Raw genomic sequence first — 24,939 nt, forward strand, 5'->3', positions numbered from 1 at the left:
CGGACCGTGACGAAATCGGGAGTGGGCGGAGCGCTGGTGATCGGCGTGGACGCCGGAGCCACCTCCACCCGGGTCGCCGTGCACACGCTGGACGGCACGCGGGTGGGCTACGCGCGGGCCGGCGCGGGCAACCCCACCGCCCACGGGATGGCCAAGGCGGTGGCCGCCGTGCGCGAGGCGCTGTCGGCCGCGCTCGACGGGCTCGACGTCGGGCGGGTGGTGGCCTCTCTGGCCGGGATCGCCGGGTACGTGCCCGAGCTGGCGCCGGAGCTGGCGAAGGTCTGGGCGGACCACGGCGTCGCCGAGGGGCCGCGGTGCGAGGGCGACCTGCTCATCGGGTACGTCGCCGGCTCGGCCGAGCCCGACGGGGCGCTGCTGCTGTCCGGCACCGGCGCGGCGGCGGCCAGGATCACCGGGTTCCGGCTCGACGTCGTCGCCGACGCGATGGGCTGGCTGCTGGCCGACGCCGGCTCCGGGTTCTGGATCGGGCGCGCGGCGGCGGTGGCCGTGGTGGACGCCTTCGACCGCGGGCTGCCGGTCACGGCCGTGGACGACCCGGCGGAGCGGCTCGTTCCGTTGGTGGCGCGTGACTTCCTCGGCGCGGAGCGGCCGGACACGCCGCGCGCGGTCGCCGCGCGGATCGTCCGGCTGGCGCAGGCCGACCACATGCGGCTGGCCACCCTCGCCGCGCTGGTCGGCCGGGCCGCCGCGGCGGGCGACCCGATGGCCGTCACGATCGTCGAGGACGCCGCCGACCGGCTCGTCGAGACGCTGCGCCGGGTGCACGTCTCCGGCCCGGTGGTGCTCGCCGGCAGCGTGCTGACCAGCGAAGGACCGGTGCGCGCGGCCGTGACCGCGCGGCTGCCCGGCGTGCCGATCGGCACGGCCCGCGACGCGGCGGGAGCGGCCGCCTGGCTGGCGGCCCGCCCTCTGCTGGGGGACGAGGCGAAGGCGCGGCACGGCGCCTTCACCGGACTCAGTCCGTAGGGAATGCGCTGCCGCGGACCGGGTTCTCCGCCAGGTGCTCCTTCGTCACCAGGAGGCGGACCACGCCGTCGCGAATGGATTCGGCGTCCCAGACGTACCAGCCGGGTCCCACCCCGGACGCCTCCTGTCCCGGCCGTGCCGAGAAACCGCCGTGCGGGGACGGCGTGATGAGCTGGTAGACGACCTCCAGGCCGCGGGCCCGCGCCGCCGCGCTCACCTCGCCCACGGTCCGCCCGCCGATCGCGACGCCCTCCAGGGGCTCGCCCTCGGCGTCCGCGCGTCCCGGAGCCTCGTACGCCTCCCCCGGCCGCGCGGCGCGGCCGAGCTTGACCCAGGCCCGCCCCTCGAACGTGACCGGCAGCCTGATCACGAGCACGCAGCCGGGCCGCCCCACGACGCATCCCGGCGGCTCGCTGCCGGTCGTCATCGCCGTGCTCCCTCCCGTGGCTCCGCCCGCGCTCTCCACCCCGCTCTGCACCACGCCACCGGCCCGGCTCGGCCCGGCCGGCACGATCTGCAGGTGCACGTCGAGGCCCACAGCGGCGAACCCCCGGGTGTAGGCGTCGTGCTGGGCGTAGGCGTCCTTGACGCGGGCCACCCACTCGCCGCCCTCCCTGGTGATGTCCAGCTCGGTGCTGGCGTAGACGGCGGTACCGCCGGGACCGGCGAGCAGGCCAGGGCCGAGCACCGCCCCGGCGGCGAGCACGGCGGTGGCGGCGGCCCCCGCCAGGAGCCGCCTGGCCGGTGTCCCGAGCCGGCGGGCACGGGGGGCCGGAGCCGGCTCCACGTGCCCGGCGGTGATCGCGGCGAACAGGGCCCACGCCCCCTCGGTGGACGACTGCCCGGTCAGCTCCTCGTCGCGCACCCGCGCGAGGCGCGTCAACTCGTTCATATGGTCTCCATGACGATGCGGCCTGCGGGAACGCCGGCCGCGGCCAGCGCCTTGGTCAGCCGCCGGCGCGCCCGGTGCAGCCGGATGCGCACGGCGTTGCGCGAGCAGCCCAGGACGGCGGCGATCTCGCCGTGGTCCAGCCCCTCCCAGGCGACCAGCGATATCAGCTCGCGGTCGTCGTCCGACAGCACGGCGAGCGCCTGAGCGACCGCCTCCAGGTCGGCGGGCAGGTCGTGGGCGGGCGGAGGGGTGCGGGCGTACAGGTCGGCGAGGCCGGCGTCGAACGCCACCAGATGGGCGTGGCGGCGGTGCTCGCCGCGCTGGTGATTGGCCAGCACGTTCCTGGCGACGCCGTAGAGCCACAACCGGGCTTCCTCGCCGGGCGGCAGCGCGTCCACGCGCCGCCAGGCGATGGCGAAGGTCTCGGCCACCACGTCCGCGGCGTCCTCGGGAGAGTCGCAACGGCGGACGGCGTAGCCCAGGATGCGGTCGTACGTCTGTCTGTAGACGGCCTCGAACCGGATCTTCCGGTCATCGTCCACGGGCGGTCCCCATGGTCGGCCTCCTCGGGGTCGGTGGCGGGACACCCTCTACATGTCGCCGGCCGCACCGGCATTTCGCCCTGTTTCAGCCCTTGACCGCCCCCGCCGTCATCCCGGTGCCCACCCGCCGTTGCAGGAACAGGAAGAGCAGCAGCGCGGGCAGCGCGAACAGGCTCGCCGCCGCCATCGTGGCGCCCCAGTCGGTGCCGAAGACGTCGCGGAAGGACGACAGCCACACCGGCAGCGTCCGCTTGTCCTGGTCCTTGATGATGAGCACGTTGACGAAGGCGAACTCGTTCCACGCCGTGATGAAGCCGAACAGCGAGGTCGCCATCAGCCCCGGCGCGAGCAGCGGGAAGATCACCCGGCGGAAGGCCACCAGCCGCGAGCAGCCGTCCACCTGCGCCGCCTCCTCCAGCTCCGCCGGGATCGCGGCGAGGAACCCGCGCAGCGTCACGATCGTGAACGGCAGCGTGATCATGAAGTAGACGCCGGTCAGCATGGCCAGCGAGTCCAGCAGCTCGCTGTCGCGGGCGATGATGAACACCGGCACCAGCAGCGCCTCCCACGGCGCCATCTGCGCGGCGAACACCGCGACCACGAACGCCGAGCGCCCCCGCCAGCGCATCCTTGCCACCGCGAACGCCGCCAGCAACGCCACCACCAGCGCGATCACCACCGCCACCGCCGTCACCACGAGGCTGTTGCGCCAGTAGACCCAGAAGCCCGGCGCCTCGACGGCGGTGACGAAGTGCTCCAGGGTCGGATGCGCCGGCCAGAACGTGGGGGTGGCCGACTGGATGTCCCTGGTCGGCTTGAACGCGGTCAGGAACATCCAGTAGACCGGGAAGATCGTCGTGGCGAGCACGGCGAGCGCCGCCGTGTTCAGCCCGGTTTTCCACAGGAGCCGTCTCACTGGCGCACCATCCTTCGCAGGTTGCTGACCAGGGCCACGGCGAGCAGCACCACCGTGAGCATGGCGACCGCCGAGCCGAGGTCGTAGCGGTGCAGCACGCGGGCGACCTTGAACGCGTACACCGGCAGGGTCGTGGTGGCGCCGTCCGGGCCGCCCTGGCTGAGCACCCAGATCTGCGGGAAGCACTTGGCCACCCAGATCACCTCCAGCGAGGCGACCAGCGCGAAGAGCTGCCTGAGCATGGGCAGGGTGACCTTCATGAAGATCTGCGGGCCGGTGCCGCCGTCGATCCTGGCCGACTCGTACAGCTCGGACGGGATCGTGGTGAGCCCGGCGTAGAGGGTGAGCGCGGCGAACGGCACCGACTGCCACACCACGAGGATCACCAGCACCGCGAACGTGGCCGTGCCGTCGGCGAACCAGGTGTAGCCGCGGAAGGAGTCGAACCCGAGCGTGACCAGCAGCCAGTTGACCACGCCCAGCTCCGACTGGAACAGCCACTGGAAGACGGTCGTGGCCGCGATGATCGGCGTGGCCCAGGCGAGGGCGAGCGCGCTCATCAGGGCCAGGCGCAGGCCGCGGCCCAGCCGTACCAGCATGAGGGCCACGCCCGTGGACAGCGTCACGATGAGCACGACGTTGATCGCCGTCCAGGCCGCGGTGCGCCACAGCACCCGCCAGAACTCCTCGCCGGTCAGCAGCTCGGCGTAGTTGTCCAGGCCGACGAGGGTCGCGCCGCCCCGGATCAGCTCGCCCATCCGGAAGTGCTGGAACGAGATCACCGCCGCCTTGAGCAGCGGATACAGCAGCAGGAAGGCCCCGCCTGCCACCGCGGGCGCGATGAGCAGGTAGGGCCAGAGCGAAGAGGTGCGCTCCCGCATCAGGATCCGCTGTTCAGGGTCGTGGTGATGGCCGCCGAGACCTTCTTCGCCTCCGTCGCGGGGTCGGCGCCGGTGAGCACGGCGGTCATGTACTGCTTGATCACCGAGGTGGCCTCGACGGCGGCCCAGTTGGGGGTGTTGGGGGTGGCGCGGCCGCCCGCGGCCGCCGCGGCCATGGCGGCCGTGCCCTCGTCGCCGGCGAGGACGCCGGCCAGCGAGGTGCGGTTCGGCACGAAGCTCATCGCCTTGGCCAGCTCGGTCTGGAACTTCTCCCCGGCCAGCGCCTTGACCAGCTCGTACGCCTCCTCCTGCCGTTTGGACGCGGCCGGGACGATGAGGTCGGAACCGCCGGTGAAGACCGTGCCCGGCTTGTCGGCCGTCTTGCCGGGGATGGGGAAGAAGCCCATCTTGCCGGCCAGTTTCGGCTCCACCTCCAGCACGCGGGCCGCGATGCCGGGCACGGCGATGATCTGGGCGACCTTGCCCTGTGCGAACACCTCGTGCTGCGGCGGGTTGGCCTCGTCGGCGTCCTTCGGGCCCTTGCCGAGCGCCTGGAGCCGCCGGTAGAAGTCCATGCCGGCGAGGGCCTGCGGGGTGTCGAGGGCGCCCTTCCACCTGCCGCCCTCCTGGACGGCCAGGTCGCCGCCCTCGTCCCAGACGAAGCCGGCCAGGGCGTACCAGGTCTGGCCGGTCAGGTAGATGCCCTGGTCGCCGCCCCGGTCGAGCTTGGCGGTGATGTCCAGCCATTCGTCGCGGGTCTTCGGCGGCTCCTTGACGCCCGCCTTGGCCCAGAGGTCCTTGTTGTAGACGACGACGCGGTTGGCGGCGTACCACGGGATGCCGTACTGGTGGCCGTCGACGTTGCCCGGCTGGGCCAGGCCGGGCAGCCAGTCCTCGCCCTTCAGTTCGGCGATCTTGGCGGTCAGGTCGGTGACGCCGCCGCTGGCGGAGTACTGGGCGACCTGGGTGTTGCCGACCTCGATCACGTCGGGGGCGTCGGTGCTGGCCAGGGCGGCGGTGACGCGTTCGCCGATGCCGTCCCACGCCTGGATCTGCAGGTCGAGGTCGATGCCCTGGTGTGCGGCCTCGTACTCGGTCTCGAACGACTTCAGCAGGTCCTGCGTGACGCTGCCGTCCATGATCCAGACGGTCAGCTTGACCGGTCCCGCGGCGTTCCGGGGCTGCTCCGTGGCTCCGCAGGCGGTCAGCGCGAACACGGCCGCCAGCGCCAGGATGCGGTTGTTCATGGCGCTTCCTCAGGAGTTGGGTACGGTGTCGCGGAAGGCGGTGCCGGCGGCGCGCAGGCCGCCGACCCGGCTCACCACGTCGGCGGGCGGGACGACCTCGTTCTTGCTGTAGTAGAGCCAGTCGACCTGCTGGCGGTAGGTACGGGTGCCGGTGGCCGCCTGGAGATCGATGAACCACTGGTTGAACATGATCCACATCGGGGTCTCGGGGTAGTAGATGTCCCCGTGGTCGGCGAACAGCCGGCCGTCCACGTAGTAGCGGATCCGGCCGCCCGAGACCTGGATGACCAGGTCGTGCCAGCCCGCGAAGCTCGCCCGCTCCTCGGTGTGGGTATTCACGGCCTGCCAGGGGTCGCCCTGGTAGGTCTCCCAGCTCGTGGTGTAGAGGATGTTCGACGGCTCGCCCCAGCCGCCGTTGGGGAGGTACTCGAAGTCCAGCTCGCCGTAGTCGGGGTCCAGGTTGTAGCGGAGCGGGGTGATGGTGAAGAACGTCTGCACGACGTGCTCGCCGTCGGGGCCGCTGGTGGGCGCGTCGGTGAAGCGGACGCGGGCGCCGTAGGTGCCCTCGAAGAACTTGCGGTTCGCGGTGGACAGCTCGGCCTGCACGGTGCCGGAGGCGGTGCCGTTCGTGGTGGAGTCGAGCGTCAGCAGACCGCCGGGGAACGAGACGGCCGACGGCGACCAGGTCGCGCCGGGCACGCCGGGGCCGCCGGAGCTGGAGCGGACGGTCCAGCCGCGCTGGGCGAGCAGCGGGTCCGAGGGGCCCGAGTAGGTGAAGTCGTCGAACAGCACGCCTGTTGAGCCGGGGCCGGTAGGGGTGATGGTGGGCGTCGGCGTCGGCTCGGTGCCGTGGGGCTTGCCCCAGGCGAGTGCGCCGTTGACGTGGACGGTCACCTTGTCCCAGTTCGCGTACGCGGTGCCGGGGCCGTAGGAGTAGTCGTCGCTCTGCGTGAACGACTGCCAGTCGGCGCGGTAGAAGCGCAGTTGCAGGTCGCCGGTGTCGGCGCCGGGGGCGAGGGCGCCCGAGGTGAAGCCGACCTCCAGGTACTGGTCCGCACCCGACTGGCGGACGAACCGGCCGGTCACCGTCGAACAGCTCACCACGGCCCAGGAGCAGGCGAAGCGGTAGGTCTCGGTGCCCGTCAGGTAGTAGCGGATGGCGACCTGGTTGAGCTGGATGGTGGTGGTGCCGTCGTTGAAGAGCTTGAACCAGGGCTCGGCCTGGGCGGTGGTCGCGCCGGGGGCGCTGGTGCGGTACTGGAGGCGTACGGACTGGGCGGCGCCGGCCGGGGTGACGAGGGCGCCGACGAGGAGGACGAGCGGGAGGGCTAAGGAGAGGGCAATTTTGACGATTTTTCTGGACATTGGGGGGTGTCTCCTTGCATGCCGGACTGGCCTCATGGCGAGGCCCGGAGGAGCAGGGTGATCAGGCTGGTTGATCAGGCGCCGCGTCGGATGCGGCCGGCGTAGCGCGCTTCGAGCGTGAGGTTGTGGGCGTCGCCCTCCGGGACGTTCGCGGAGAGGTACACCGGCGGGATCTCGCCCGCGTCGAGCAGGTTGCGCACGGTGCGGGTCACGACGAGCTGGGCCAGCAACGCCGAGGTGATGGTGGAGACGGCCCCGACGGCGCCGCCGCCGGGGAGGGGGAGCACGGCGTCGCCGTAGGGGGCACGGTTGTCGAGGACGACGTCGGCGAGGTCGGCGAGCCGCCGGCCCGAGGGGTGACGGGAGGGGACGGCTTCGCTGTGGGCGCGCGAGGTGATCGCGACCAGGTCGTGACCGCGCTCCTTGACCAGCGTGGCGAGCTCGACGACCACGCCGTTGACGCCCGAGTTGGAGATGAGGACGAACAGGTCGTGCGGCTGCACGGGAGCGAGGTCGAGGATCGTGCGGGCCACGGCGGGGTCGCGTTCGAGGTCGTAGCGGTCCAGCTCGGCGCGGGGTGCGTCGCCGTACAGGACGATGTCCCTGAGCGCGAGCCGGTTGGTGGGGACGAGGCCGCCGGCCCGGCCGGCGATCTCCATGGCGACGGCCTCGGAGTGTCCCGAGCCGAACGCCTGGATGACGCCGCCCGCGGTCAGCGCCTTGGTGAAGAGGTCGGCGGCGCGGTCGAGCTCGGGGTCGGCGGGAAGGTCGCGGACGAGGGCGGCGACCTGCGCGGCGTATTGTTCCGGATCTATCGTCATGAATCCCCTTCCGGTAGGCGGTGTCCGGCGACGGCGCGGACGGTGACGTCGAACGCCTGCTTGGTGCGCTCGTACGTGCGCTGCGCGACCGACACGTACACGACGTCGAGCACCAGGAGCTGCGAGTGGATCGCGGCGAAGCCTTCTGACCTGAAGCTCGTCGCCCGGCTGGCCGTGGTCAGCACCAGCTCGGCCACCTCGGCGAGCGGCGAGCGCGGCTGCGAGGTGACCGCCACGGTGATCGCGCCGTGGCTGCCCGCCTCCGCCAGCACCTCGATGACCTCGCGGGTGCGCCCGCTGTGCGAGATGCCGATCGCCACGTCGCCCTGGCCGAGCAGCGCGGCGTCGGTCAGCGCGCTGTGGGCGTCGGACCTGCTCCAGGTCGGCACCCGCATGCGTTGCAGGCGGTACTCCATCTCGCTGGCCACGGCCGCGCTGCTCGACACCCCGAACAGCAGCACCCGCCCCGCCCGCGCCACCGCCTGCGCCACCTTCTCCACCACGGCGAGGTCGAGCTGGCCGGCGGTCTCCTGGATCAGGCGGATGTCGTTGCCGGACACCACGCCGAGCACCTTGTCGAGGCTGTCGTCGGGGAGGATCTCCTGGCCGATGTCGGTCTGCCAGGTCTGCCGCGCCTGCCGGCCGGTCTCGGTGGCGACGGCGACGCGCAGCTCGGCGTACCCGGCGAAGCCGAGCGCGCGGCAGAAGCGGGTGATGGTCGCGGTGGAGGTCCCGCTCCGCTCGGCGAGGTCCACGATCGTCAGCCGGGCGGCCTCGGCGGGGGCGGCGAGGATGGTCTCGGCCACCTTGCGGAGGGCGTCGGGCAGGTCGGGCGCCTCGGCCTGGATGCGGGTGAGAAGTTCCACGCTGTGAAAATTATGCACAGCATCTGGTGCCGTCAAGGTGTTCGGGCGATAATTTTTGACATGTCTCTCCGGGCGGCGACCTCACGCGGTGAGGAGGGCCGCGCTGCCGTAGCTGCCGCCGAAGCCGGTCACCAGGGCCACCTCGTGCCGGCCCGCCCGCAGCTCCCTGACCGCCTGGGCCACGTTGTTGAGCCCGTGCACGTACCCCTCGGACAGCAGGCCGCCGTGCGGGTTCATCCAGGCGTGGCGGCGCTCCAGCAGGTACTCCCCCAGCTCCTCGCGGGCGACCAGCCCGAAGTCCTCCAGCTGCCTGGGCACCAGCCACGAGTACGCGTCGTACGCCAGCATCACGTCCACGTCCGCGGGCCGCAGGCCGGAGGCGTCCCAGAGCATGGGAGCCACGTACGCCGAGAAGATCGCGCTGACGTCGGCCGCCCGGTCCATCGACGAGCAGCCCGGCCCGCCCCCGCGCACGACCGCCCGCACCCGCGGCCCGTCCAGCTCGCCGCTCACCAGCAGCGCGCAGGCCCCGTCGGTCTCCTGGCAGCAGTCCACGGTGCGCAGCGGCGTGGCGACGTACGGGCGGGCGAGGTAGCCGGCGAGATCCAGCGGCTCCCGGCGCAGCGCCCTGGGGTTGCCCCTGGCGTTCTCCCTGGACTGGGCGACGACGGCGTGCAGGTGCTCCTCGGTCAGGCCGGTCTCGTGCAGGTAGCGGGCAGCGGCCAGGGCGAACAGCGGGATCGGCCCGGCGAGCCCGTACGTGAGACGTTCCTGGGGACCGGTGGAGACGGTGTTCATGCGCCGGCCGGACCGGCCGTTGAGCGCGCGGTAGATCAGGACGTGCCGGGCCAGCCCGGCGTGGATCAGCATGGCCGCGTCGCCCAGGATCGAGGCCGCCTGCGTGCCGCCGCCGGCGATGTCGTTGTGCCAGCCGAGCCGTTCGACGCCGAGGGCGCGGGCGACCTGGACGACGGGCGCGGAGTCGCCGAGGTGGTAGCTGAGCATCGCGTCCACCTCGCCGGGCCGCAGGCCCGCGTCGGCGCAGGCGGCGCGGCACGCCTCGACGGCGAGCTCCAGCTCGGCGCGCCCGGAGCGCCGGGTCAGGGCCGTCATCCCGATCCCGGCCACGGCGGCCCGCCCGGCGAACGGCTGCGTTCCCACCCGCCCACGCTATCCGGCCAAGCGCTTGCTAGGCAAGCGCGTATCGGCCGGCCACAACCCAGCCCCCCGCCCACCCGAAGCCCGCTCCCCCCGGCGACCCGGCCGCGCCGGCACCGCCCGCCACCAGCCCGTACCGCCCGCCTCCCGGCCAGGCCACGCTCCCGTGGTGACTGAGCGTCTTCACGGGAGCTGCCCCGTCTTGTAATACGGAGGTGCGATCTTCCGACAGCCCATCACCATCACCCGAGGTGAGCGATGGATCTACGCCACGTCCGGTACGCCATGGCGATCGCACGGGCGGGTAGCCTGCGCCGCGCCGCCGCCGCGCTGCACATCGCCCAGCCCACGCTGTCGGAGCAGCTCCGGGCACTGGAGAAGGAGGTCGGCGTCGAGCTGTTCAGCCGCTCCTCCAGCGGCGTGCAGCTCACCGAGGCGGGCGAGGCGTTCCTCGCCCAGGCCACCATCGCGGTGGACGCCTTCGAGCGGGCGGTGGCGGTGGCCAGGAGCGGCGGCAGGGACGCCCGCCTGGGCGTCGCCGACGGCCTGGCCGACGTGGTCGCCCGCGTGCTGTCGCAGCTCCACGGCCTGCGGCTGCGCGTGGCCCCCATGAGCACCGCCGAGCAGATCGTCTCCATCGTGGACGGCACCCTGCAGGCCGGCCTCGGGTACGCCCCCGGCTCGCTGCCGCGCGGCGTGGCCCGGATGCTGGTCCGCCGTTTCCCCGTGCGCGCGCTGATGCACCGCGACCATCCGCTCGCCGGGGCGGACGCGGTGTCGCTGGCGGACCTCGCCGCCGAGCCGCTGGTGATGCCCGAGTCGGACGCGGTGGCGGGCGCGCGCCGGTTCCTGGAGGGCTTCGTCCGCCATCGGCTGCATCCGCGGCTCGGCCCGGCCGCCGCGACCCACGACCTGGCGATCACGATGATCGAGCGCGGCGCCGGCTATACGCTCTGCGTGCACGAGGGGACGCCGGTGCCGGACGCCCTGACGTTCCTGCCGGTGAAGGAGGACGTGCCGCCGCTGGAGGTGGTCTTCCTATGGAACCGGCAGGCGGACGTTCCCGAGCTGGTCACCGCTGCACGCCACGTCGCCAGAACTGGATAGCGCTATTATCCAATGATGCGCATCTCCGAACTCAGCTCCCGCTCCGGCGTCGCCATCCCCACGATCAAGTACTACCTGCGCGAGGGGCTGCTGCACCAGGGCGAGCAGACGGCGGCGACCCGCGCCGAGTACGACGACTCCCACCTGCGCAGGCTCCGCCTCGTCAGGGCGCTGCTGGAGGTGGGCAAGCTGCCGGTGGCCTCGATCAAGAAGATCATCGAGGCCGTGGACGACGAGTCGCTGCCCATCCACCAGATGCTCGGCACCGCCCACTACGCCCTCGGCCCCACGGTCGAGCCGGAGCCCGGCGAGGAGTGGCGCGCCGCCCGCGCCGACGTGGACGCCCTCATCGACGACCTCGGCTGGCGGATCCACCCGGAGGCCCCGACCCGCGACGAGCTGGCCCAGACGCTGGTGCGGATGCGCCAGCTCGGCCTGCGCGTCGACCTGCGGCCCTACGTCGAGGCGGCGCGCAAGCTGGTCGCCGAGGTCGAGATGAACACCGTCCCCTTCGACGGACCGCGCGACGCCGCCGTGGAGGCGCTGGTGCTGGGCTCGGTGCTGTACGGCAAGGCGTTCGACGCGCTGCGCCGCATGGCCCAGGAGTCGGAGTCGGCCCACCGGCTGACGTAACTGCTCAGAGCAGGCCGTTGGCCCGCAGGATCCGCACCGCCCGCACGGTGGCCGCGCCGCGCCACTCCAGGAACCCGGCGGGCGAGATCCGCGCGTAGTCCACCGTCCAGCCACCGTCGTCCTGCTGGCCCTCCGCGAGGCGTACGAGGTCGGCGGCGATCACCTCGGGCGCGAACAGGTCGCGGGCCGGCCGCCCGGGGAACGGCGCGAAGTCGAGCGGCCGCAGCGTCTCGTCCGCCGTGCCGCCCTCGACGGGCACCCTGCCGTCCGCCGGGATGTGCCCGGCCAGCCGCTTCAGCAGGTCCGCGGCGCGGGGCTCGGTGTCGTGCACGGCGTCGAGGAAGCCGACGGCGAACGACAGCACGTACGCGTGCGGCCGCTCCTCCAGCGCCTGGATCGCGTCCAGGCAGTAGCGGGTGGCCCGCGCCAGCCACGGGTGGGCGGCCATGGCCGGGTCGCAGGCGGCCACCCGGTGCGCGGCCGCCGCCGTCACGGCGGTGGTCTGCAGGGCCGACACGGCCGGATCGGCGCCCGCCCACCAGGGCGCGGTGCCGTCGGCCACGGTCAGCGGCAGCGCGAACGGCAGCCCGCCGTCCGGCAGCGTCACCGACTCCAGGTAGTCGCAGAGCGCCACGGCCGCCGGGGACGTGCGCGGCGCGACCTCCTCGAACACCTCGAAGGCGTGCAGCGCGGCGCCCGGCTGGCTCTCCGGCGAGCGCAGGTCGGGCTCCAGTCCCCACCCGTAGCCGCCGTCCGCGTTGCGGTAGCCCTCCAAAGCGGCCAGCACGCCCGCCTCACCGCCGCCGCCGCTCATGAGCGACGCGTACCGCCTGCGGTCGAGCAGCCGTGCGTGGGTCGCGAGAAAGCCGGGGATCAGGTCGAGGTTCACGTTCATGGGCCCATCGTGCCCGGGGCCGCGACGTGCAGTCTTGTAGGTTCCGGACGCCCGGGCGGGAGAATGGAGGCGTGGACGAGGAGGAGGCGCGGCGCCGGTTCGCCGCGGCGCGGGTGGCACGGCTGGCCACGGTACGCGGCGGCGACGGCGGGCCGCGCCTGGTGCCCGTCGTGTTCGCCGTGATCGGAGATCGTGTGGTGAGCGCCGTCGACCACAAGCCGAAGACGACCACCGACCTGCGCCGGCTGGCCGACATCCGCGCCGAGCCGCGTGTCACCCTGCTGGCCGACCACTACGACGAGGACTGGTCGCTGCTGTGGTGGGTCCGCGCCGACGGCCTGGCCAGGGTCGTCACGGCCGGCCCGGAGCGCGAGGCGGCGCTGGACGCGCTGACGGCGAAATACCCGCAGTACCGCGAACGCCGCCCCGCCGGGCCCGCCGTCGTGGTGGAGGTGACCCGCTGGCGCGGCTGGGCGGCTGCTCCGGCACCGTGACTACTCCGACACCGCGACCGGGCGTTTGAGCAGCCAGAGCGCGGCCCGCTTGAGCATCGTCCTGTGCACCTCGTTGTCGTAGGAGCGGGTGTCGTGGCCGAGTGCGTCGTAGAACACCCGGCCGCGCCGTACCGGCCGCGCCCACACCAGAGGCTGGCCGTTCGCCGAGGCCAGCGGCTCGACGTCGGGCAGGATGTCGAGGTCGCTGTAGACCTCGTCCACCACGTCGAAGTCACGCAGGCCCGCCACCACCGGGTGCGAGCCGTGGACGCGCACGCTCGTCCAGCCGAGCGGCGGATGGTGCGACTTGGGCCAGGTCCAGCGGCCGCCGAGCACGCGCGGCCAGCCCTGCCAGTCGTCGAAGCAGATGGACGCCGCGTGCATGCACAGCAGCCCGCCGCCCCGGTCGAGGTGGTCGAGGATCGCGGTGCGGGCCTCGGCCGGCAGCTCGAAGCGCCACTGGGGGCGCAGGTCGGCGAAGCGGTCCTGGCTCATCCGCCAGCGCAGCGCGTTGACGGTGATGAGCTGGACCTCCGGCGGCTCGCTGAGCGCGCCCGCGATGTCCTCGATGATCTCGGAGTCGATCCCCACCTCGGTCAGCAGCTCCGCCAGCGCGGCCGACGTGGCGGCGAAGTCGTGGAACACGCCTCCCGACAGGATCAGGTTTCTTGCCACTCTTCCAGCTCATCACGGTTGTGGCGGCATGACCACCCTGGGAAGCGACGGCCCCGGCGTTCCGCCCTCCCAGGGGAGACGGCATGATGCCAGCCGTGGAGACGCGAACGGACGCCGACATGGACTTCGAGCAGCACCGGCCGACGCTGCTCGGACTCGCCTACCGCCTGCTCGGCAGCATGTGGGACGCCGAGGACGTGGTGCAGGAGGCCTGGCTGCGCTGGCGGGGCACCGACCGGGACCAGGTCAGGGAGCCGCGGGCGTTCCTGATGACCGTGGTGTCGCGGCTGGCGCTGGACCAGCTCCGCTCGGCGCGGGTGAAACGGGAGGCGTACACCGGGCCGTGGCTGCCCGAGCCGGTCGCGACGGGCGAGGCGGGGCCCCTGGACACCGCCGAGCTGCGCGACACCGTCTCCTTCGCGACGCTGCACCTGATGGAGCGGCTGTCGCCGCCGGAGCGGGCGGTGTTCGTGCTGCGGGAGGCGTTCGAGCTGCCCTACGACCAGATCGCCGAGATCGTCGACGTCTCGGTGGCCAACGCCCGCCAGCTCCACCGCCGGGCCTCGGTGCGGCTGGCCGACGGCCGCGACCGGTTCACGCCCTCGGCGGAGGACCACACGCGGCTGCTGCGCAGCTTCGTGGCGGCGGCGTCCGGCGGCGACCTCGACGCGCTGAAGGACCTGTTCCACGAGGACGTCGTGGCCTGGAACGACGGCGGCGGAAAGGTACGCGCCGCGCTGCGCCCGATCCTCGGCCGGCGCAAGGTGGTGGCCTTCCTGGGCGGCCTGCTCAACCGCTTCGACTACGGCGGCGCCCGCATGCTGGACGTCAACGGCCAGCCGGCCATCTGGACGCGGTTCGGCGACAGTGACCAGCTCACCATGATCGAGATCAGGGACGGCCGGATCCACGGCCTCTACAGCATCCTCAACCCGGACAAACTCGCCCGTGTCCGCCGGGCCGAACAGGACGATCTATAGTCAGCCCATGGATCTCGGCATCTCAGGCAAGGTCGCCCTCGTCACCGGAGGCAGCGCGGGCATCGGACTCGCCACGGCCAAGAGCCTCGCGCGCGAGGGCTGCGACGTCTGCGTCGTCGGCCGCACCCCCGAACGGCTCGCGGACGCGGTGGTGGAACTCCAGGAGTTCGGCAAGGTCGTGCACGCCGTACTGGCCGACGTGGAGGACCCGTCGGCTGCCCGGCGCGTCGTGGAGGAGACCCGCGACGTGCTCGGCCCGGTGGACATCCTGGTCGCCAACGCGGGCGGCCCGCCGCCCGGCCGCTTCACCGACGCGAGCCTCGCCGACTGGGACGTCGCCGTCCAGCGCAACCTGCTCGGCACCGTACGCCTGATCCACGCCGTGCTGCCGGAGATGCGCTCGCGCGGCTGGGGCCGGATCGTGACGATCACCAGCCGGTCGGTGCGCGAGGCGCTGGACGGCCTCGCCCTGTCCAACGCCACCCGCTCGGCCGTGGCCGGGGTGGTGCGCACGCTCGCCCGTGAGGTCGCCGGCGACGGCGTGCTGGTCAACAACGTGCTGCCGGGCCCGATCGACACCGACCGGCTGCGCGAGACGTCGGGCGGCGAGGAGAACCTCGCCGAACGCGGCAGGGCGGTGCCGATCGGCCGGATCGGGCGGCCCGAGGAGGTGGGGGACGTCGTGGCGTTCCTGGCCAGCGAGCGGGCCTCGTTCGTGAACGGCGTGTCGCTGCTGGTCGACGGCGGCGAGAGCCGGGTCATCGCCTGAGCCCGGGTCATCTCCTCAGCAAGGTGCGTACGATCGCGGCGGCCCAGGCGGCGTCGTCGTCCGGCGGATCGACGTAGTAGGACAGGTTGGCCCGGTGGAAGCAGGCGCCCATGAGCATGGACGCCGCCGCCCCCGGGTCGATCTTCCTGTCGATCCGGTCGCGGTCCTGCTCGCCGGCGATCACGTCGGCGAGCGCCAGGATCGGCACGTGCGGGCCCGACCCGCTCCTGGCGAGCATGGCGCGGAACCCCTCCGTGAGCGAGGGGTCGGCCAGCACGCCCGCGGCGATGCCCGCCGCCCGCGTGTAGAACTCCAGCGCGGCCAGCGTGAACGCGGTGAGATGGTCGGCCACGTCGCCGGTGCCGGCCGCGAGCCGCAGCCGGGTGAGCGCGGGGCCGAGCGCGGGCAGCCGCTCCAGCAGCACCGCGAGCAGCAGTGATTCCTTGCCGGGGAAGTGCTTGTAGAGCAGCGCCTCGGAGCAGCCGGCGGCCGCCGCGATGCGCTTGGTGGTCGCGCCCACGATGCCGAACTCGCGGACGACCTGCTCGGCGGCGTCGACGATGCGCTCGCGGGTGCCCATCCGCCCATCATAGGAGCGTGACCTGAGCGAATTCCCGCCTGGCCGCCCGCGCATGACATGCTTCCCATAGGGGCCGTTTCAGGGACCAAAGGGGAGAGGCAAAGGCATGGACAAGCCGGTCATCGTGACGGTGGACGACGACCCGGGCGTCTCGCGGGCCGTGGCGCGCGACCTGCGACGCCGCTACGGCCAGGAATACCGCATCGTCCGTGCCGAGACCGCCCTCGACGGCATCGAGGCGGTCAAGGAGATGCGGCTGCGCGGCGACGACGTGGCGGCCATCCTGGCCGACTACCGCATGCCGCAGATGAACGGCGTGCAGTTCCTCGAGGCCGCCATGGACATGTACCCGTACGCGCGCCGGGTGCTGCTGACCGCCTACGCCGACACCGAGGCGGCCATCCAGGCCATCAACGTGGTGGACCTCGACCACTACCTGCTCAAGCCGTGGGACCCGCCGGAGGAGAAGTTCTACCCGGTCATCGACGGGCAGCTCGACGCGTGGCTGCGCACCGACCGGATCGAGCGCACGGAGCTGCGGGTGGTGGGCGACCGGTGGTCGGCGCAGTCGTACCGGGTGCGTGACTTCCTGGCCCGCAACCACGTGCCCTACCAGTGGATGCTCGCCGAGGACCCGGAGGGCGCGCAGCTCGTGAAGGCGGCCGGCGAGGGCTGCCACCTGCCGCTGGTGGTCACCACCGACGGCACCACGCTGGAGTCGCCCGACCAGGCCACGCTGGCCACGGCCGTCGGCCTGTCCACCACCCCGGCCACCGACTTCTACGACCTGATCGTGATCGGCGGCGGCCCCGCCGGGCTGGGCGCGGCCGTCTACGGCGCCTCGGAAGGGCTCAACACCGTACTCGTCGAGTCGCACTCCTCGGGCGGCCAGGCGGGCCAGAGCTCGCGCATCGAGAACTACCTGGGCTTCCCCGACGGCGTCTCCGGCCAGCAGCTCGCCGACCGGGCGCGGCGGCAGGCGCTGAAGTTCGGGGCCGAGCTGCTGACCGCGCGCAAGGTGACCCTGCTGGAGCCGCGCGGCCAGGCCCGGGTGGTCGGCTTCAAGGACGGCGGCGAGATCGCCGCGCACGCGGTCATCCTGGCCACCGGCGTCACCTACCGGCGGCTGGACGCGCCGGGCCTGGACGAGTTCGTCGGCCGGGGCGTCTTCTACGGCGCGGCGCTCACCGAGGCGCCCGCCTGTTCCGACGCCGAGGTCCACATCGTGGGCGCGGCCAACTCGGCCGGGCAGGCCGCCGTCTACCTGGCGGGATTCGCGAGCAAAGTTCATTTGTTGGTGAGGGGTGATGGTTTGGAGAAGTCCATGTCCCACTACCTCATCGAGCAGATCGCCGCGATCCCCAACATCGAGGTGCACCTGGAGACAGAGGTCGCCGGCGGCGGCGGCACCGGGCACCTGGAGCGGCTGACGCTGTCGACCAAGGGCGAGGAGCGTACGGTCGACGCCCAGTGGCTGTTCGTGTTCATCGGCGCGGAGCCGTTCACCTCGTGGCTGGGCGAGACGGTCGAGCGCGACCCGCGCGGGTTCGTGCTGACCGGGCCCGACCTGGTCCAGGGCGGCCGGCGGCCGCGCAACTGGCCGCTGCGGCGCGAGCCCTACTACCTGGAGACCAACGTGCCCGGGGTGTTCGCCGCGGGCGACGTACGCGCCGAGTCGATCAAGAGGGTGGCCTCCGCCGTCGGGGAGGGCGCGATGGCCGTCGCGCTCGTGCACCGCTACCTGGAGAAGCAATGACCGAGACAGACACCCGCGTCGACATCGACGAGCTGCGCAAGCTCTTCCTCTTCGAGCGGCTGAACGACGCCCAGCTCACCAAGCTCGCCGACAGCGGCCGGGTGGCCACGTTCGCGGCGGACGAGGACATCGTCCGGCAGGGCGAGCCGGCCGACTGCTTCGCCGTGCTGATCGAGGGCGAGATCCAGATGATCAGCGAGACGGTCAGCGCCGGCACCGTCGCCATGCCGCGCGCCTCCCAGCCCGGCGTGTACGGCGGCGCCACCAGCGCCTACCTCGGCGACCGCGCCCCCCAGACCTACCAGCACACGCTGCGCGCCACCGCCCCGTCGCGGATGTTCATCCTGCCCGCCAAGAAGTTCGCCTACATCGTGGCCGAGTGGTTCCCGATGGCGATGCACCTGCTCGACGGCATGCTGTCGGGCGGGCGCATGCAGCGCGAGATCATCGACCGGCGGCAGCGGCTGACCGCGCTCGGCACGATCACCGCGGGCCTCACCCACGAGCTGAACAACCCGGCCGCGGCGGCCGTACGCGCCGTCGGCGAGCTGCGCCAGCTCATCAAGAACTCCCGGCTGCAGCTCGCCCAGCTCGCCGAGGACGGCATCCCGCCGGAGAAGCTGCGGGCGCTCATCGAGGCGCAGGAGGCGTGCACGAGCAAGCTGGGCAAGCAGCCGAAGCGTTCGCCGCTGGAGATCTCCGACGCCGAGGACGAGCTCGGCGAGGCGCTGGACGAGCTGGGCGTCGAGGACGCCTGGGACCTCGCCCCCGCCCTGGTCCAGGCCGAGTTCTCGACGCAGGACCTGGAGAAGATCCGCGGCAAGGTGGGCGAGGAGCACGCCCCGGCGGCGGTGCGCTGGCTGGCCGAGGCCGTCGAGATCTCGCAGATGCTGAGCGAGGTGGGCGAGGCGACCGAGCGCATCACCACGCTGATCCGCTCGGCGAAGCAGTACTCCCAGATGGACCGGGCGCCGTTCCAGAACGTGGACGTGCACGAGCTGCTCGACAGCACGCTCGCCATCTTCCGCGGCAAGGTCCCGCCCGGCATCACGGTGGTCACCGACTACGACCGTACGCTGCCGCACATCCCCTGCTACGCCGGCGAGCTCAACCAGGTGTGGACGAACCTCATCCACAACGCCCTCGACGCGATGGGCGACGTCGGCACGCTGACCGTCCGCACGGCGCACGACGAGGACGAGGCGATCGTCGAGATCGGCGACACCGGCCACGGGGTGCCCGAGGCGATCCTGGACCGCATCTTCGAGCCGTTCTTCACGACCAAGAGCGTGGGCGAGGGCACGGGGCTCGGCCTGGACATCTCCTACCGCATCGTGGCCGGCCGGCACGGCGGCGAGATCAAGGTGCGCTCGGTGCCCGGCGAGACGTGGTTCGAGGTGCGCCTGCCGCTCCGGGAGCCGGTGCCGGCGGCCTGATCCCGTTGATCTCGGGCGCGGGCGATGAGTTTCCGCGCCCGCGCCGGTCTCCTCTCTTGAACACCAGGAAAGGAGAACGGCATGAAGATCACTCTGGCGACGTTCCTGACGATGGACGGGGTCATGCAGGGGCCGGGCGGCCCCGAGGAGGACAGAAGCGGCGGCTTCGAGCACGGCGGCTGGCAGTTCCCCTACGCCGACGAGGAGATGGGATCGCACATCACCCGCTGGTTCGGCGAGGCGGACGCGTTCCTGCTGGGCCGGCGGACGTACGACATCTTCGCCGGCTACTGGCCGGCCGTCACCGACCCGGACGATCCGATCGCCGGGCCGCTCAACGCGCTGCCGAAGTACGTCGTCTCGACCACTCTGCGCAGCGCGGACTGGCACAACACGACGATCGTCCGCTCGCTGGACGACATCGCCGCGCTGCGCGCCCAGCCCGGCCGCGAGCTGCAGATCCACGGCAGCGGCGTGCTCGCCCAGGCGCTGCTGGACCGGGGGCTGATCGACGAGCTGCGGCTCTACACGTTCCCGGTCGTCCTGGGCGCAGGGAAGCGGCTGTTCGAGCCGGGCCGGGTGCCGACGGCGCTGCGGCTGGTCGAATCGGTGAGGGGCGAGAGCGGCTGCGTGCTCAACGTCTACAGGCCGGCGGGCAAGCCGGGTTACGGCTCGTTCTGAGCGGTCACGCTCACTGGCATGTTCGACGGCTCGCCACCGAACATGATCACGATGTCGCGGCCGTTGGCGTAGCTCACCACCGGCCGCCGCAGCGCCTCGCCCGCCTGGCGGGCGACCGTCTGCCACAGATCGACCATCTCCGGGCTGTCGGCGGTGATCCTGAACCGGCCGCTCGCCCGCAGGTGCTCGGTCACCAGCGGGACGAAGCCCGCCTCGGCGCGGACGCGCTCGTCCGGGGTCAGCGGAGTGCGCCGTAGGGCTGGGTCAGTCATCGTCGATCTCCTCATCGCGGCCGTCTGGTCCAGCTTGCCACGCCCCCGGGCCCGGCGTGTCCTCACCCGGTCACGACCGGCGGCCGACCGTCAGGACGGCCGACCAGTGGCGGGTGAGCCGCCCGTCCGGGCGGGCGGCGAGCAGCCGGCGGATCTCCCGGTAGAGGTGCGCCCGCTTGTCCGGCTCCATGGCGATATGACCGGAGAACGTGTCGAGCAGCGCGAGATAGGCGTCCGCGGTGTAACGCAGCGCCCACAGGTAGCGCCGTGCCGCCACCACCGTGAACCGCCCGGAGGCGGCGAACTCGGCGGCGGTGGGATCGGCTTCGTCCTCCGGCGGCGGCCAAGGGTCGGGGTGGCCCTCGCCGATCTCCTCGTACACCTGCTGGATCTCGGTGAAGAACGGGTCGAAGCCGACGGGCAGCGCGTGGCCGGCGTTCCACACGGCCAGGTGGCCGCCGGGGGCGAGCAGTCGGGCGGCCTTGTCGTACTTGACCGCAGGGTCCACCCACTTCCACGCCGTGGCCGCGTACACCAGGTCGAAGCGGTCCCCCGCCGCCGGCTCCCACTCCTCGAAGGCCGACGTGACCACCGACACCCCGGCGAACCCGGCCAGCCGCCGCCGCGCCTCCCGCGCCAGCGCGGGCCCGAGCTCGACCGCCGTGACGGGGAAGCCCATATGCGCCAGCGGCACCGTCGCCTTCCCCGGCCCGCACCCCACTTCGAGCAGCCGCGCGGGCGGCCTGAGCCCGGTGATCGCGAGCAGGTCGGCGTAGAGCTCGCGGGGGTAGTCGGGGCGGGCGTCCTGGTAGGTCTCGGCCGCCACGTCGAAGGTCGCGCGCAGCCGCGCATCACGGGACATTCCCCCGATTCTGGCAGCCTTCGCCGCCGATGGTCGCCGTCCAGCCGCCCCGCCTCAAGGTGATCACCCCCTCCAGGTCGATGGCCACCTCCGCGCCCCGGATCGGCAGCTCGCCGTACGTGAGCCAGTGCTCGCGCACCTGATCCAGCAGGTCGTGGAGACGGCGCGGGCCGCTTTGGTGGACCATGACCCTGCCGCCGATCTGTTCCGCGCGGGCCCACGAGCCGTCCGGGTGGGCCATGAGGGCGACCCGGTCGGGGTCGGCGTCGTACGTGATGAACCGGTGCTGGATGCCGGGCGCGATGAGCTCCAGCATCGTGCCGACGTCCCACGCCGTCGTCACGTTCATCACCGGGTACGGGCTGGGCTCGACCTGCTCGCCGTCCTCGACCCGGGCGCGGCCGAGCACGGCCCTCAGGTCCTGGGCCGGGTAGTCGGCGCCGGCCCGGGTGCGCATGAACCCGGCCCGATCCCACTCGACCCGGCCGGCCGCGCCGCCGTCCTCCTGCTTGTCCGCGGTGATCACCAGGCTCGTGCCGGCGATCGTGGTCACCAGCCGCCCACCCGGCCGCAGCGCGCGCAGCCAGGACGCCGGGACCGGCCGGACCGCCACGGTGGCGATGATCCGGTCTCCGTACCAGTCGATCGGGCCGGTGGCGTCGCCGGTGCGGAGCTCCGGCCGTAAGCCCATCTCCCCCAGCCGCCGTTCGGCGGCCGCCGTGAGGTACGGGTCCACGTCGATCGCCGTGACCTGGCCATGCCCGAGCCGGGCGCACAGCAGTGCCGTGCCGTAACCGGTGCCGGTGCCCACGTCCAGGACGGTGGACCGGTCACCGATCGAGGCGTGCCGGAACATGCTCACGAGCAGTCCGGGCAGTGTGCTCGACGACGTCGGCGCTCCCTCCGGACAGGCGTCGGGCGCGGCGTGGTCGGCGTGGACGCCGCCGACCCGCGTCACCAGAGTCCAGTCGCGATAGGCGGCGGCCAGCCACCGTTCGTGATCGTCGCCGCCGACCCGCAGCTTCCACCCCTCCGGCGTGCTCGCCCACCACCGGGGCACCAACGGGTGGCGCCGCGTGCGCGCGACCACCTCACGCCACCGCGAACCGGGCGGAGCAACCGCGGTGGCGAGACGACGGGCATGCTCTTCCCAGGAGTCCATAAGCAGATGGTCGCCCTCCAAGGCTGGATCGTTCACGGGTTCCCTGTCTTGCGGAGGTGGATAGCCGACAGGGGTAGGAGGAGCGCATTGCCCTCGCAGATCGTCGAGGCGGGCGGGCAGTCATTGCTGTCGCTCGCCGGCGGGCATTCGTCCACAGGCGCGCACGGCGGCTTCGGATCACTGTGATGGGGGCGCGGCACCTGCCTGACCAGGTCGCCCCAGGCCAGACCGTTCAGAATTTCCCGAAGTGGGGTATCTCGAACATTCCCGGCCGGAGGCAGAAACCGCGACATGACGCACAGGTAGACGTCCCCGTTCGGGGAGATGGCGGCGCGACCGTTACCGCATTGGCCGCAAAGCTCGCTGACGTCCGCCTCGGAACGCGTTCCCTCGGCGGCGCGGCCGATGCCGCGCATTCGATCGACTGGTGCGAGATTCGGGACACCGAGCCGCTGCATCTCGGCGTGCGCCTCCTCAGCGCGCTGGCCGGGGATCACTTGCACTATGGCCACCTTGAGTGGAATGCCACGTTCCAAAGCTTCGACGATCGCGGCCCGGGTCCTCCTGTGGGAACCCGGCCTGAGCGTGACCTTGTCGTGCAGCTCGGCAACATCGCTGTAGTACGACGTGGCCAGAGTGACGCCAGGCTTGGCGTACAGCGCCCATAGGGCGGGGGTGACGCGGTACAGATTGGAGAACACCTGCACCTCCAGGCCCATGCGGAGAGCGTGCTCAGCCAGCGGCAGGAATCCGGGATGCATGGTCGGCTCGCCGCCGATGAGCTGGACGCGCCGGATGCCGGCAGCCGAGGCGGTGTCCAGCACCTTCATCCAGTCGTGGAACGTCATGCTCCCGTGCGGCCCTGCTGGGCTCGAAAGGGAGTAACAGTGCCGGCACGTGAGCTGACAGGCGTTGGTGAGCTCGATCTCCAGGAACCACACCGGCTCCAGTGCGGGGGTCTGGTAGGTGCTCGTGCCGGTGGTGAGGACTGGGTCAGCCGTCATGGTTGGTGCTCTTTCGTGAAGTGGATCCGTTCTGGTGCCGAGGGGTGAGTCGACATCAGAAGCGCAGCGAGCCACGTCCGGGGCTATCGGCAGCCTGCGGATTCCCCCTTTCGATCCGTAGAGTCAGCGTCCATGTACCCCGTAACAGTCTCCTCGTCGCGGCTCATGTTGCGGGAGTTCACCTCGGCTGACGTGGACTTCACTTCTCGTCATCTACGGCGACGGGAAGGTGACCAAGCACATGAGCTTCGAGCCTCGCTCGCGTGAGCAGGTGGAGAGGACCATCGAAGACGTGATCACGGCGGCTCGCACTGAGCCCGGGCTGACTACTCTCTGGCTGCCGTGCTGCCTGACGAAGAGCTGGTGGCGTTCGCCCGGCTGGCGCGACTCCGTCGTTCACTCGATCCTGGCTCCCGAATGGATCGCGGGTCAGAGCTGAGCGGATAGCCGTGCCGTTGATCGACAAGCGAGAACTTCGGTGCGGTTCGGGGTGCGACCGGGAGATGCCGGCAGCTGAGGAACTTCGCCATGTCTCGCCGCTGACCCCCTGAGGCACGGCCGAGCGAGGCAATGCCAGCGACCGGTCAACCTCCAGGGGAGCGCGAGGGGGCCGGCAGGCCCTCTCGCCAGGGATCGGGGCGGAGCCTCGATCCCCTTGTCAGAACGCCCGAGCGTCAGCGAGGCCCCTTGGGGGTGGGCTCCCGCCGGTCAACCTGGTAATCGGGCAACGGGCGGGCGCTTGCGCGGGGGGTCGAAGGGGGGCGGAGCCCCCCTTCGAGGTGCTGTCTGGAGCCTCCCGGCGCGGAGCGCCCCCGGGCGGAAGGCCGTGCTTTTGGGTCCGGGCGTGATACGCTCCCAAGCGAGCGCTTGGTTTACCTCCGAGGGGCCGCCGCATGAAGTTCTCGACCTTCCACCTCTTCCACCGCTTCGACGGCCAGAGCTTCAAGGACGTCTACGACTACCACCTGGAGCTCATCGAGCTGGCCGAGGAGCTGGGCTTCGACGGGGTACGGCTGGCCGAGCACCACTTCCGCGACTACGGCGTCGTCCCCAACCTGTTCACCATGCTCGCCCACGCCGCCGCCCGCACCGAGCGGCTGCGGCTCGGCACCGGGATCGTCGTCCTGCCCCTGCACAACCCCGTTCACGTGGCCGAGGAGGCCGCGCAGGTGGACGTGTTGTCCGGCGGGCGGCTGGAGCTCGGTATCGGGCGCGGTTACCAGAGCTACGAGTTCGAGGGGTTCGGGATCGATCTGGCCGAGGCGCGCGACCGGTTCAACGAGGCGCTGGAGGTGATCGTCGGGCTCTGGACGCGGGAGGCGTACCGGCACGAGGGGAAGTTCTACCGGACCGGGGCCGAGGTGTCGCTGGTGCCCCGGCCCGTGCAGGCCCCCCATCCGCCGCTGCACGTCGCGGCGGTCTCTCCCGAGACCGTCACCATGTACGCCGAGCGCGGCCTGCCCATCCTGGCCGACCCGGCCGCGACGTTCAGGAAGGTCGTCAAGGCGGCCGAGACCTGGCGGGAGACGGCGGCGCGGGCCGGGCATCCGGAGGGGGCCGAGCTGGTGGTGGCCCGCAGCGTGTACGTCGCCCCCACCCTGGAGCGGGCTCGCGAGGACCAGGAGCGCTTCGAGGCGTCGTTCGACCGCTCGCGCATCTTCAACGACCGCAGCGCCCCCATCGACCCCAGGACCGGCCGGGCCGCCCAGGGTTTCGAGTACTACCAGGACCGTTATCTCAAGGGCGGCACGGTCTCGGCCGACTTCCGGTGGGAGCAGCTGGAGGTCATCGGGGACCCGGCGCGGGTCGTCGAGCAGATCACGCTGCTCAGGGACGCCGGGTTCTCGAACCTGCTCTGCGACTTCGGCAGCACCCGCCCGATGCCGCTCGCGGACATGAAGCGGGTCATGCGCTTCTTCGCCGCCGAGGTCATGCCCGCGTTCCAGTGACCCCCTCCC

Annotated in this window: 27 protein-coding genes; 11 read left to right on the forward strand and 16 right to left on the reverse strand. The window is 72.1% G+C overall.

Annotated elements, in window-relative coordinates; genetic code table 11:
- Positions 1 to 6 precede the first annotated feature (6 nt).
- Entirely contained in the window at positions 7 to 987 is a 981-nt protein-coding gene (locus SMD20_RS20330) for an N-acetylglucosamine kinase (protein ID WP_329583411.1), read from the forward strand.
- Here SMD20_RS20330 and SMD20_RS20335 read toward each other — a convergent pair.
- From SMD20_RS20335 to SMD20_RS20375, 9 genes are all read right to left on the reverse strand, one after another.
- A complete protein-coding gene (locus SMD20_RS20335) occupies positions 977 to 1,879 on the reverse strand; it encodes a hypothetical protein (protein ID WP_329583414.1) in 903 nt (300 codons plus the stop codon). The genes SMD20_RS20330 and SMD20_RS20335 overlap by 11 nt on opposite strands.
- Positions 1,876 to 2,421 carry an RNA polymerase sigma factor gene (locus SMD20_RS20340; protein WP_329583416.1) on the reverse strand — a complete coding sequence of 182 codons (546 nt, stop codon included), beginning with the start codon at positions 2,419 to 2,421 and terminating at the stop codon, positions 1,876 to 1,878. The genes SMD20_RS20335 and SMD20_RS20340 overlap by 4 nt, the downstream gene beginning before the upstream one ends.
- Positions 2,422 to 2,506: 85 nt before the next feature.
- On the reverse strand, positions 2,507 to 3,337 hold the full coding sequence (locus SMD20_RS20345; RefSeq protein WP_329583419.1) for a carbohydrate ABC transporter permease: 831 nt from the start codon (positions 3,335 to 3,337) through the stop codon (positions 2,507 to 2,509).
- Positions 3,334 to 4,218, reverse strand: coding sequence for a carbohydrate ABC transporter permease (locus SMD20_RS20350; protein ID WP_329583421.1), 885 nt, complete (start codon positions 4,216 to 4,218; stop codon positions 3,334 to 3,336). Before SMD20_RS20350 ends, SMD20_RS20345 begins: the two co-directional genes overlap by 4 nt.
- The gene (locus SMD20_RS20355; protein ID WP_329583424.1) at positions 4,218 to 5,465 is read right to left on the reverse strand and encodes an extracellular solute-binding protein; all 1,248 of its coding nucleotides are present in this window, start codon (positions 5,463 to 5,465) and stop codon (positions 4,218 to 4,220) included. Before SMD20_RS20355 ends, SMD20_RS20350 begins: the two co-directional genes overlap by 1 nt.
- Positions 5,466 to 5,474: 9 nt before the next feature.
- Complete coding sequence (locus SMD20_RS20360; RefSeq protein ID WP_329583427.1) at positions 5,475 to 6,830, reverse strand: cellulose binding domain-containing protein; 1,356 nt, start codon at positions 6,828 to 6,830, stop codon at positions 5,475 to 5,477.
- A 74-nt stretch (positions 6,831 to 6,904) separates the two neighbouring features.
- The gene (locus SMD20_RS20365; RefSeq protein WP_329583430.1) at positions 6,905 to 7,651 is read right to left on the reverse strand and encodes an SIS domain-containing protein; all 747 of its coding nucleotides are present in this window, start codon (positions 7,649 to 7,651) and stop codon (positions 6,905 to 6,907) included.
- Positions 7,648 to 8,517: a MurR/RpiR family transcriptional regulator gene (locus tag SMD20_RS20370; protein WP_329583432.1), complete on the reverse strand. Its 870-nt coding sequence runs from the start codon at positions 8,515 to 8,517 to the stop codon at positions 7,648 to 7,650. The genes SMD20_RS20365 and SMD20_RS20370 overlap by 4 nt, the downstream gene beginning before the upstream one ends.
- Positions 8,518 to 8,598: 81 nt before the next feature.
- Positions 8,599 to 9,678 carry a thiolase C-terminal domain-containing protein gene (locus SMD20_RS20375; RefSeq protein ID WP_442942489.1) on the reverse strand — a complete coding sequence of 360 codons (1,080 nt, stop codon included), beginning with the start codon at positions 9,676 to 9,678 and terminating at the stop codon, positions 8,599 to 8,601.
- Between the two features lie 255 nt (positions 9,679 to 9,933).
- Here SMD20_RS20375 and SMD20_RS20380 point away from each other — a divergent pair, with 255 nt between their 5' ends.
- Together SMD20_RS20380 and SMD20_RS20385 are read left to right on the forward strand one after the other, a co-directional pair.
- Entirely contained in the window at positions 9,934 to 10,782 is an 849-nt protein-coding gene (locus SMD20_RS20380) for a LysR family transcriptional regulator (protein WP_329583434.1), read from the forward strand.
- A gap of 15 nt (positions 10,783 to 10,797) precedes the next feature.
- On the forward strand, positions 10,798 to 11,415 hold the full coding sequence (locus tag SMD20_RS20385) for a MerR family transcriptional regulator (RefSeq protein ID WP_329583437.1): 618 nt from the start codon (positions 10,798 to 10,800) through the stop codon (positions 11,413 to 11,415).
- Between the two features lie 4 nt (positions 11,416 to 11,419).
- Here SMD20_RS20385 and SMD20_RS20390 read toward each other — a convergent pair whose 3' ends face one another.
- Complete coding sequence (locus SMD20_RS20390) at positions 11,420 to 12,310, reverse strand: hypothetical protein (protein ID WP_329583440.1); 891 nt, start codon at positions 12,308 to 12,310, stop codon at positions 11,420 to 11,422.
- Positions 12,311 to 12,381: 71 nt separating this feature from the next.
- Between SMD20_RS20390 and SMD20_RS20395 the strand changes: the two genes are divergently transcribed.
- Entirely contained in the window at positions 12,382 to 12,804 is a 423-nt protein-coding gene (locus tag SMD20_RS20395; protein WP_329583443.1) for a TIGR03668 family PPOX class F420-dependent oxidoreductase, read from the forward strand.
- On the opposite strand, the gene SMD20_RS20400 is transcribed toward SMD20_RS20395, so the two are convergent.
- Positions 12,805 to 13,479 (reverse strand): ThuA domain-containing protein, encoded by a 675-nt coding sequence (locus SMD20_RS20400; RefSeq protein ID WP_329583445.1) that lies wholly within the window; start codon positions 13,477 to 13,479, stop codon positions 12,805 to 12,807.
- Positions 13,480 to 13,565: 86 nt separating this feature from the next.
- Between SMD20_RS20400 and SMD20_RS20405 the strand changes: the two genes are divergently transcribed.
- Entirely contained in the window at positions 13,566 to 14,459 is an 894-nt protein-coding gene (locus SMD20_RS20405) for an RNA polymerase sigma-70 factor (RefSeq protein ID WP_329592617.1), read from the forward strand.
- Positions 14,460 to 14,466: 7 nt separating this feature from the next.
- Complete coding sequence (locus SMD20_RS20410; protein WP_329583447.1) at positions 14,467 to 15,228, forward strand: SDR family NAD(P)-dependent oxidoreductase; 762 nt, start codon at positions 14,467 to 14,469, stop codon at positions 15,226 to 15,228.
- Between the two features lie 7 nt (positions 15,229 to 15,235).
- On the opposite strand, the gene SMD20_RS20415 is transcribed toward SMD20_RS20410, so the two are convergent.
- Positions 15,236 to 15,808 carry a TetR/AcrR family transcriptional regulator gene (locus tag SMD20_RS20415; RefSeq protein WP_329583449.1) on the reverse strand — a complete coding sequence of 191 codons (573 nt, stop codon included), beginning with the start codon at positions 15,806 to 15,808 and terminating at the stop codon, positions 15,236 to 15,238.
- 106 nt (positions 15,809 to 15,914) lie between these two features.
- Between SMD20_RS20415 and SMD20_RS20420 the strand changes: the two genes are divergently transcribed.
- The 3 genes from SMD20_RS20420 (at position 15,915) to SMD20_RS20430 (ending at position 19,681) form a co-directional block, all read left to right on the forward strand.
- Positions 15,915 to 17,564 carry an FAD-dependent oxidoreductase gene (locus SMD20_RS20420; protein ID WP_329583451.1) on the forward strand — a complete coding sequence of 550 codons (1,650 nt, stop codon included), beginning with the start codon at positions 15,915 to 15,917 and terminating at the stop codon, positions 17,562 to 17,564.
- Entirely contained in the window at positions 17,561 to 19,000 is a 1,440-nt protein-coding gene (locus SMD20_RS20425; RefSeq protein ID WP_329583454.1) for an ATP-binding protein, read from the forward strand. Before SMD20_RS20420 ends, SMD20_RS20425 begins: the two co-directional genes overlap by 4 nt.
- An 81-nt stretch (positions 19,001 to 19,081) precedes the next feature.
- On the forward strand, positions 19,082 to 19,681 hold the full coding sequence (locus tag SMD20_RS20430; protein WP_329583457.1) for a dihydrofolate reductase family protein: 600 nt from the start codon (positions 19,082 to 19,084) through the stop codon (positions 19,679 to 19,681).
- On the opposite strand, the gene SMD20_RS20435 is transcribed toward SMD20_RS20430, so the two are convergent.
- From SMD20_RS20435 to SMD20_RS20450, 4 genes are all read right to left on the reverse strand, one after another.
- Positions 19,666 to 19,953 carry a hypothetical protein gene (locus tag SMD20_RS20435; protein WP_329583460.1) on the reverse strand — a complete coding sequence of 96 codons (288 nt, stop codon included), beginning with the start codon at positions 19,951 to 19,953 and terminating at the stop codon, positions 19,666 to 19,668. The genes SMD20_RS20430 and SMD20_RS20435 overlap by 16 nt on opposite strands.
- Positions 19,954 to 20,023: 70 nt before the next feature.
- On the reverse strand, positions 20,024 to 20,815 hold the full coding sequence (locus SMD20_RS20440; RefSeq protein WP_329583462.1) for a class I SAM-dependent methyltransferase: 792 nt from the start codon (positions 20,813 to 20,815) through the stop codon (positions 20,024 to 20,026).
- Entirely contained in the window at positions 20,805 to 21,977 is a 1,173-nt protein-coding gene (locus SMD20_RS20445; RefSeq protein ID WP_329583465.1) for a methyltransferase domain-containing protein, read from the reverse strand. The genes SMD20_RS20440 and SMD20_RS20445 overlap by 11 nt, the downstream gene beginning before the upstream one ends.
- A 32-nt stretch (positions 21,978 to 22,009) precedes the next feature.
- Positions 22,010 to 22,981, reverse strand: a complete 972-nt coding sequence (locus SMD20_RS20450) for a radical SAM/SPASM domain-containing protein (protein WP_329583468.1) — start codon at positions 22,979 to 22,981, stop codon at positions 22,010 to 22,012.
- A gap of 241 nt (positions 22,982 to 23,222) precedes the next feature.
- Between SMD20_RS20450 and SMD20_RS20455 the strand changes: the two genes are divergently transcribed.
- Positions 23,223 to 23,420, forward strand: a complete 198-nt coding sequence (locus SMD20_RS20455) for a hypothetical protein (RefSeq protein WP_329583470.1) — start codon at positions 23,223 to 23,225, stop codon at positions 23,418 to 23,420.
- Between the two features lie 454 nt (positions 23,421 to 23,874).
- A complete protein-coding gene (locus SMD20_RS20460; RefSeq protein WP_329583473.1) occupies positions 23,875 to 24,930 on the forward strand; it encodes an LLM class flavin-dependent oxidoreductase in 1,056 nt (351 codons plus the stop codon).
- The last annotated feature ends 9 nt before the right edge of the window (positions 24,931 to 24,939 follow it).

It is taken from the genome of Nonomuraea sp. LP-02, from assembly GCF_036289125.1.
GTDB classification, from domain to species: Bacteria; Actinomycetota; Actinomycetes; order Streptosporangiales; family Streptosporangiaceae; genus Nonomuraea; species Nonomuraea bangladeshensis.

Bases quoted from the DNA above. Each gene is read 5' to 3' on its own strand.
- SMD20_RS20335 (WP_329583414.1), bottom strand. From the start codon at position 1,879: ATGAACGAGTTGACGCGCCTCGCGCGGGTGCGCGACGAGGAGCTGACC.
- SMD20_RS20350 (WP_329583421.1), bottom strand. From the start codon at position 4,218: ATGCGGGAGCGCACCTCTTCGCTCTGGCCCTACCTGCTCATCGCGCCC.
- SMD20_RS20355 (WP_329583424.1), bottom strand. From the start codon at position 5,465: ATGAACAACCGCATCCTGGCGCTGGCGGCCGTGTTCGCGCTGACCGCC.
- SMD20_RS20360 (WP_329583427.1), bottom strand. From the start codon at position 6,830: ATGTCCAGAAAAATCGTCAAAATTGCCCTCTCCTTAGCCCTCCCGCTC.
- SMD20_RS20365 (WP_329583430.1), bottom strand. From the start codon at position 7,651: ATGACGATAGATCCGGAACAATACGCCGCGCAGGTCGCCGCCCTCGTC.
- SMD20_RS20380 (WP_329583434.1), top strand. From the start codon at position 9,934: ATGGATCTACGCCACGTCCGGTACGCCATGGCGATCGCACGGGCGGGT.
- SMD20_RS20385 (WP_329583437.1), top strand. From the start codon at position 10,798: ATGCGCATCTCCGAACTCAGCTCCCGCTCCGGCGTCGCCATCCCCACG.
- SMD20_RS20390 (WP_329583440.1), bottom strand. From the start codon at position 12,310: ATGAACGTGAACCTCGACCTGATCCCCGGCTTTCTCGCGACCCACGCA.
- SMD20_RS20405 (WP_329592617.1), top strand. From the start codon at position 13,566: ATGCCAGCCGTGGAGACGCGAACGGACGCCGACATGGACTTCGAGCAG.
- SMD20_RS20410 (WP_329583447.1), top strand. From the start codon at position 14,467: ATGGATCTCGGCATCTCAGGCAAGGTCGCCCTCGTCACCGGAGGCAGC.
- SMD20_RS20415 (WP_329583449.1), bottom strand. From the start codon at position 15,808: ATGGGCACCCGCGAGCGCATCGTCGACGCCGCCGAGCAGGTCGTCCGC.
- SMD20_RS20420 (WP_329583451.1), top strand. From the start codon at position 15,915: ATGGACAAGCCGGTCATCGTGACGGTGGACGACGACCCGGGCGTCTCG.
- SMD20_RS20425 (WP_329583454.1), top strand. From the start codon at position 17,561: ATGACCGAGACAGACACCCGCGTCGACATCGACGAGCTGCGCAAGCTC.
- SMD20_RS20430 (WP_329583457.1), top strand. From the start codon at position 19,082: ATGAAGATCACTCTGGCGACGTTCCTGACGATGGACGGGGTCATGCAG.
- SMD20_RS20435 (WP_329583460.1), bottom strand. From the start codon at position 19,953: ATGACTGACCCAGCCCTACGGCGCACTCCGCTGACCCCGGACGAGCGC.
- SMD20_RS20440 (WP_329583462.1), bottom strand. From the start codon at position 20,815: ATGTCCCGTGATGCGCGGCTGCGCGCGACCTTCGACGTGGCGGCCGAG.
- SMD20_RS20445 (WP_329583465.1), bottom strand. From the start codon at position 21,977: ATGGACTCCTGGGAAGAGCATGCCCGTCGTCTCGCCACCGCGGTTGCT.
- SMD20_RS20450 (WP_329583468.1), bottom strand. From the start codon at position 22,981: ATGACGGCTGACCCAGTCCTCACCACCGGCACGAGCACCTACCAGACC.
- SMD20_RS20455 (WP_329583470.1), top strand. From the start codon at position 23,223: ATGAGCTTCGAGCCTCGCTCGCGTGAGCAGGTGGAGAGGACCATCGAA.
- SMD20_RS20460 (WP_329583473.1), top strand. From the start codon at position 23,875: ATGAAGTTCTCGACCTTCCACCTCTTCCACCGCTTCGACGGCCAGAGC.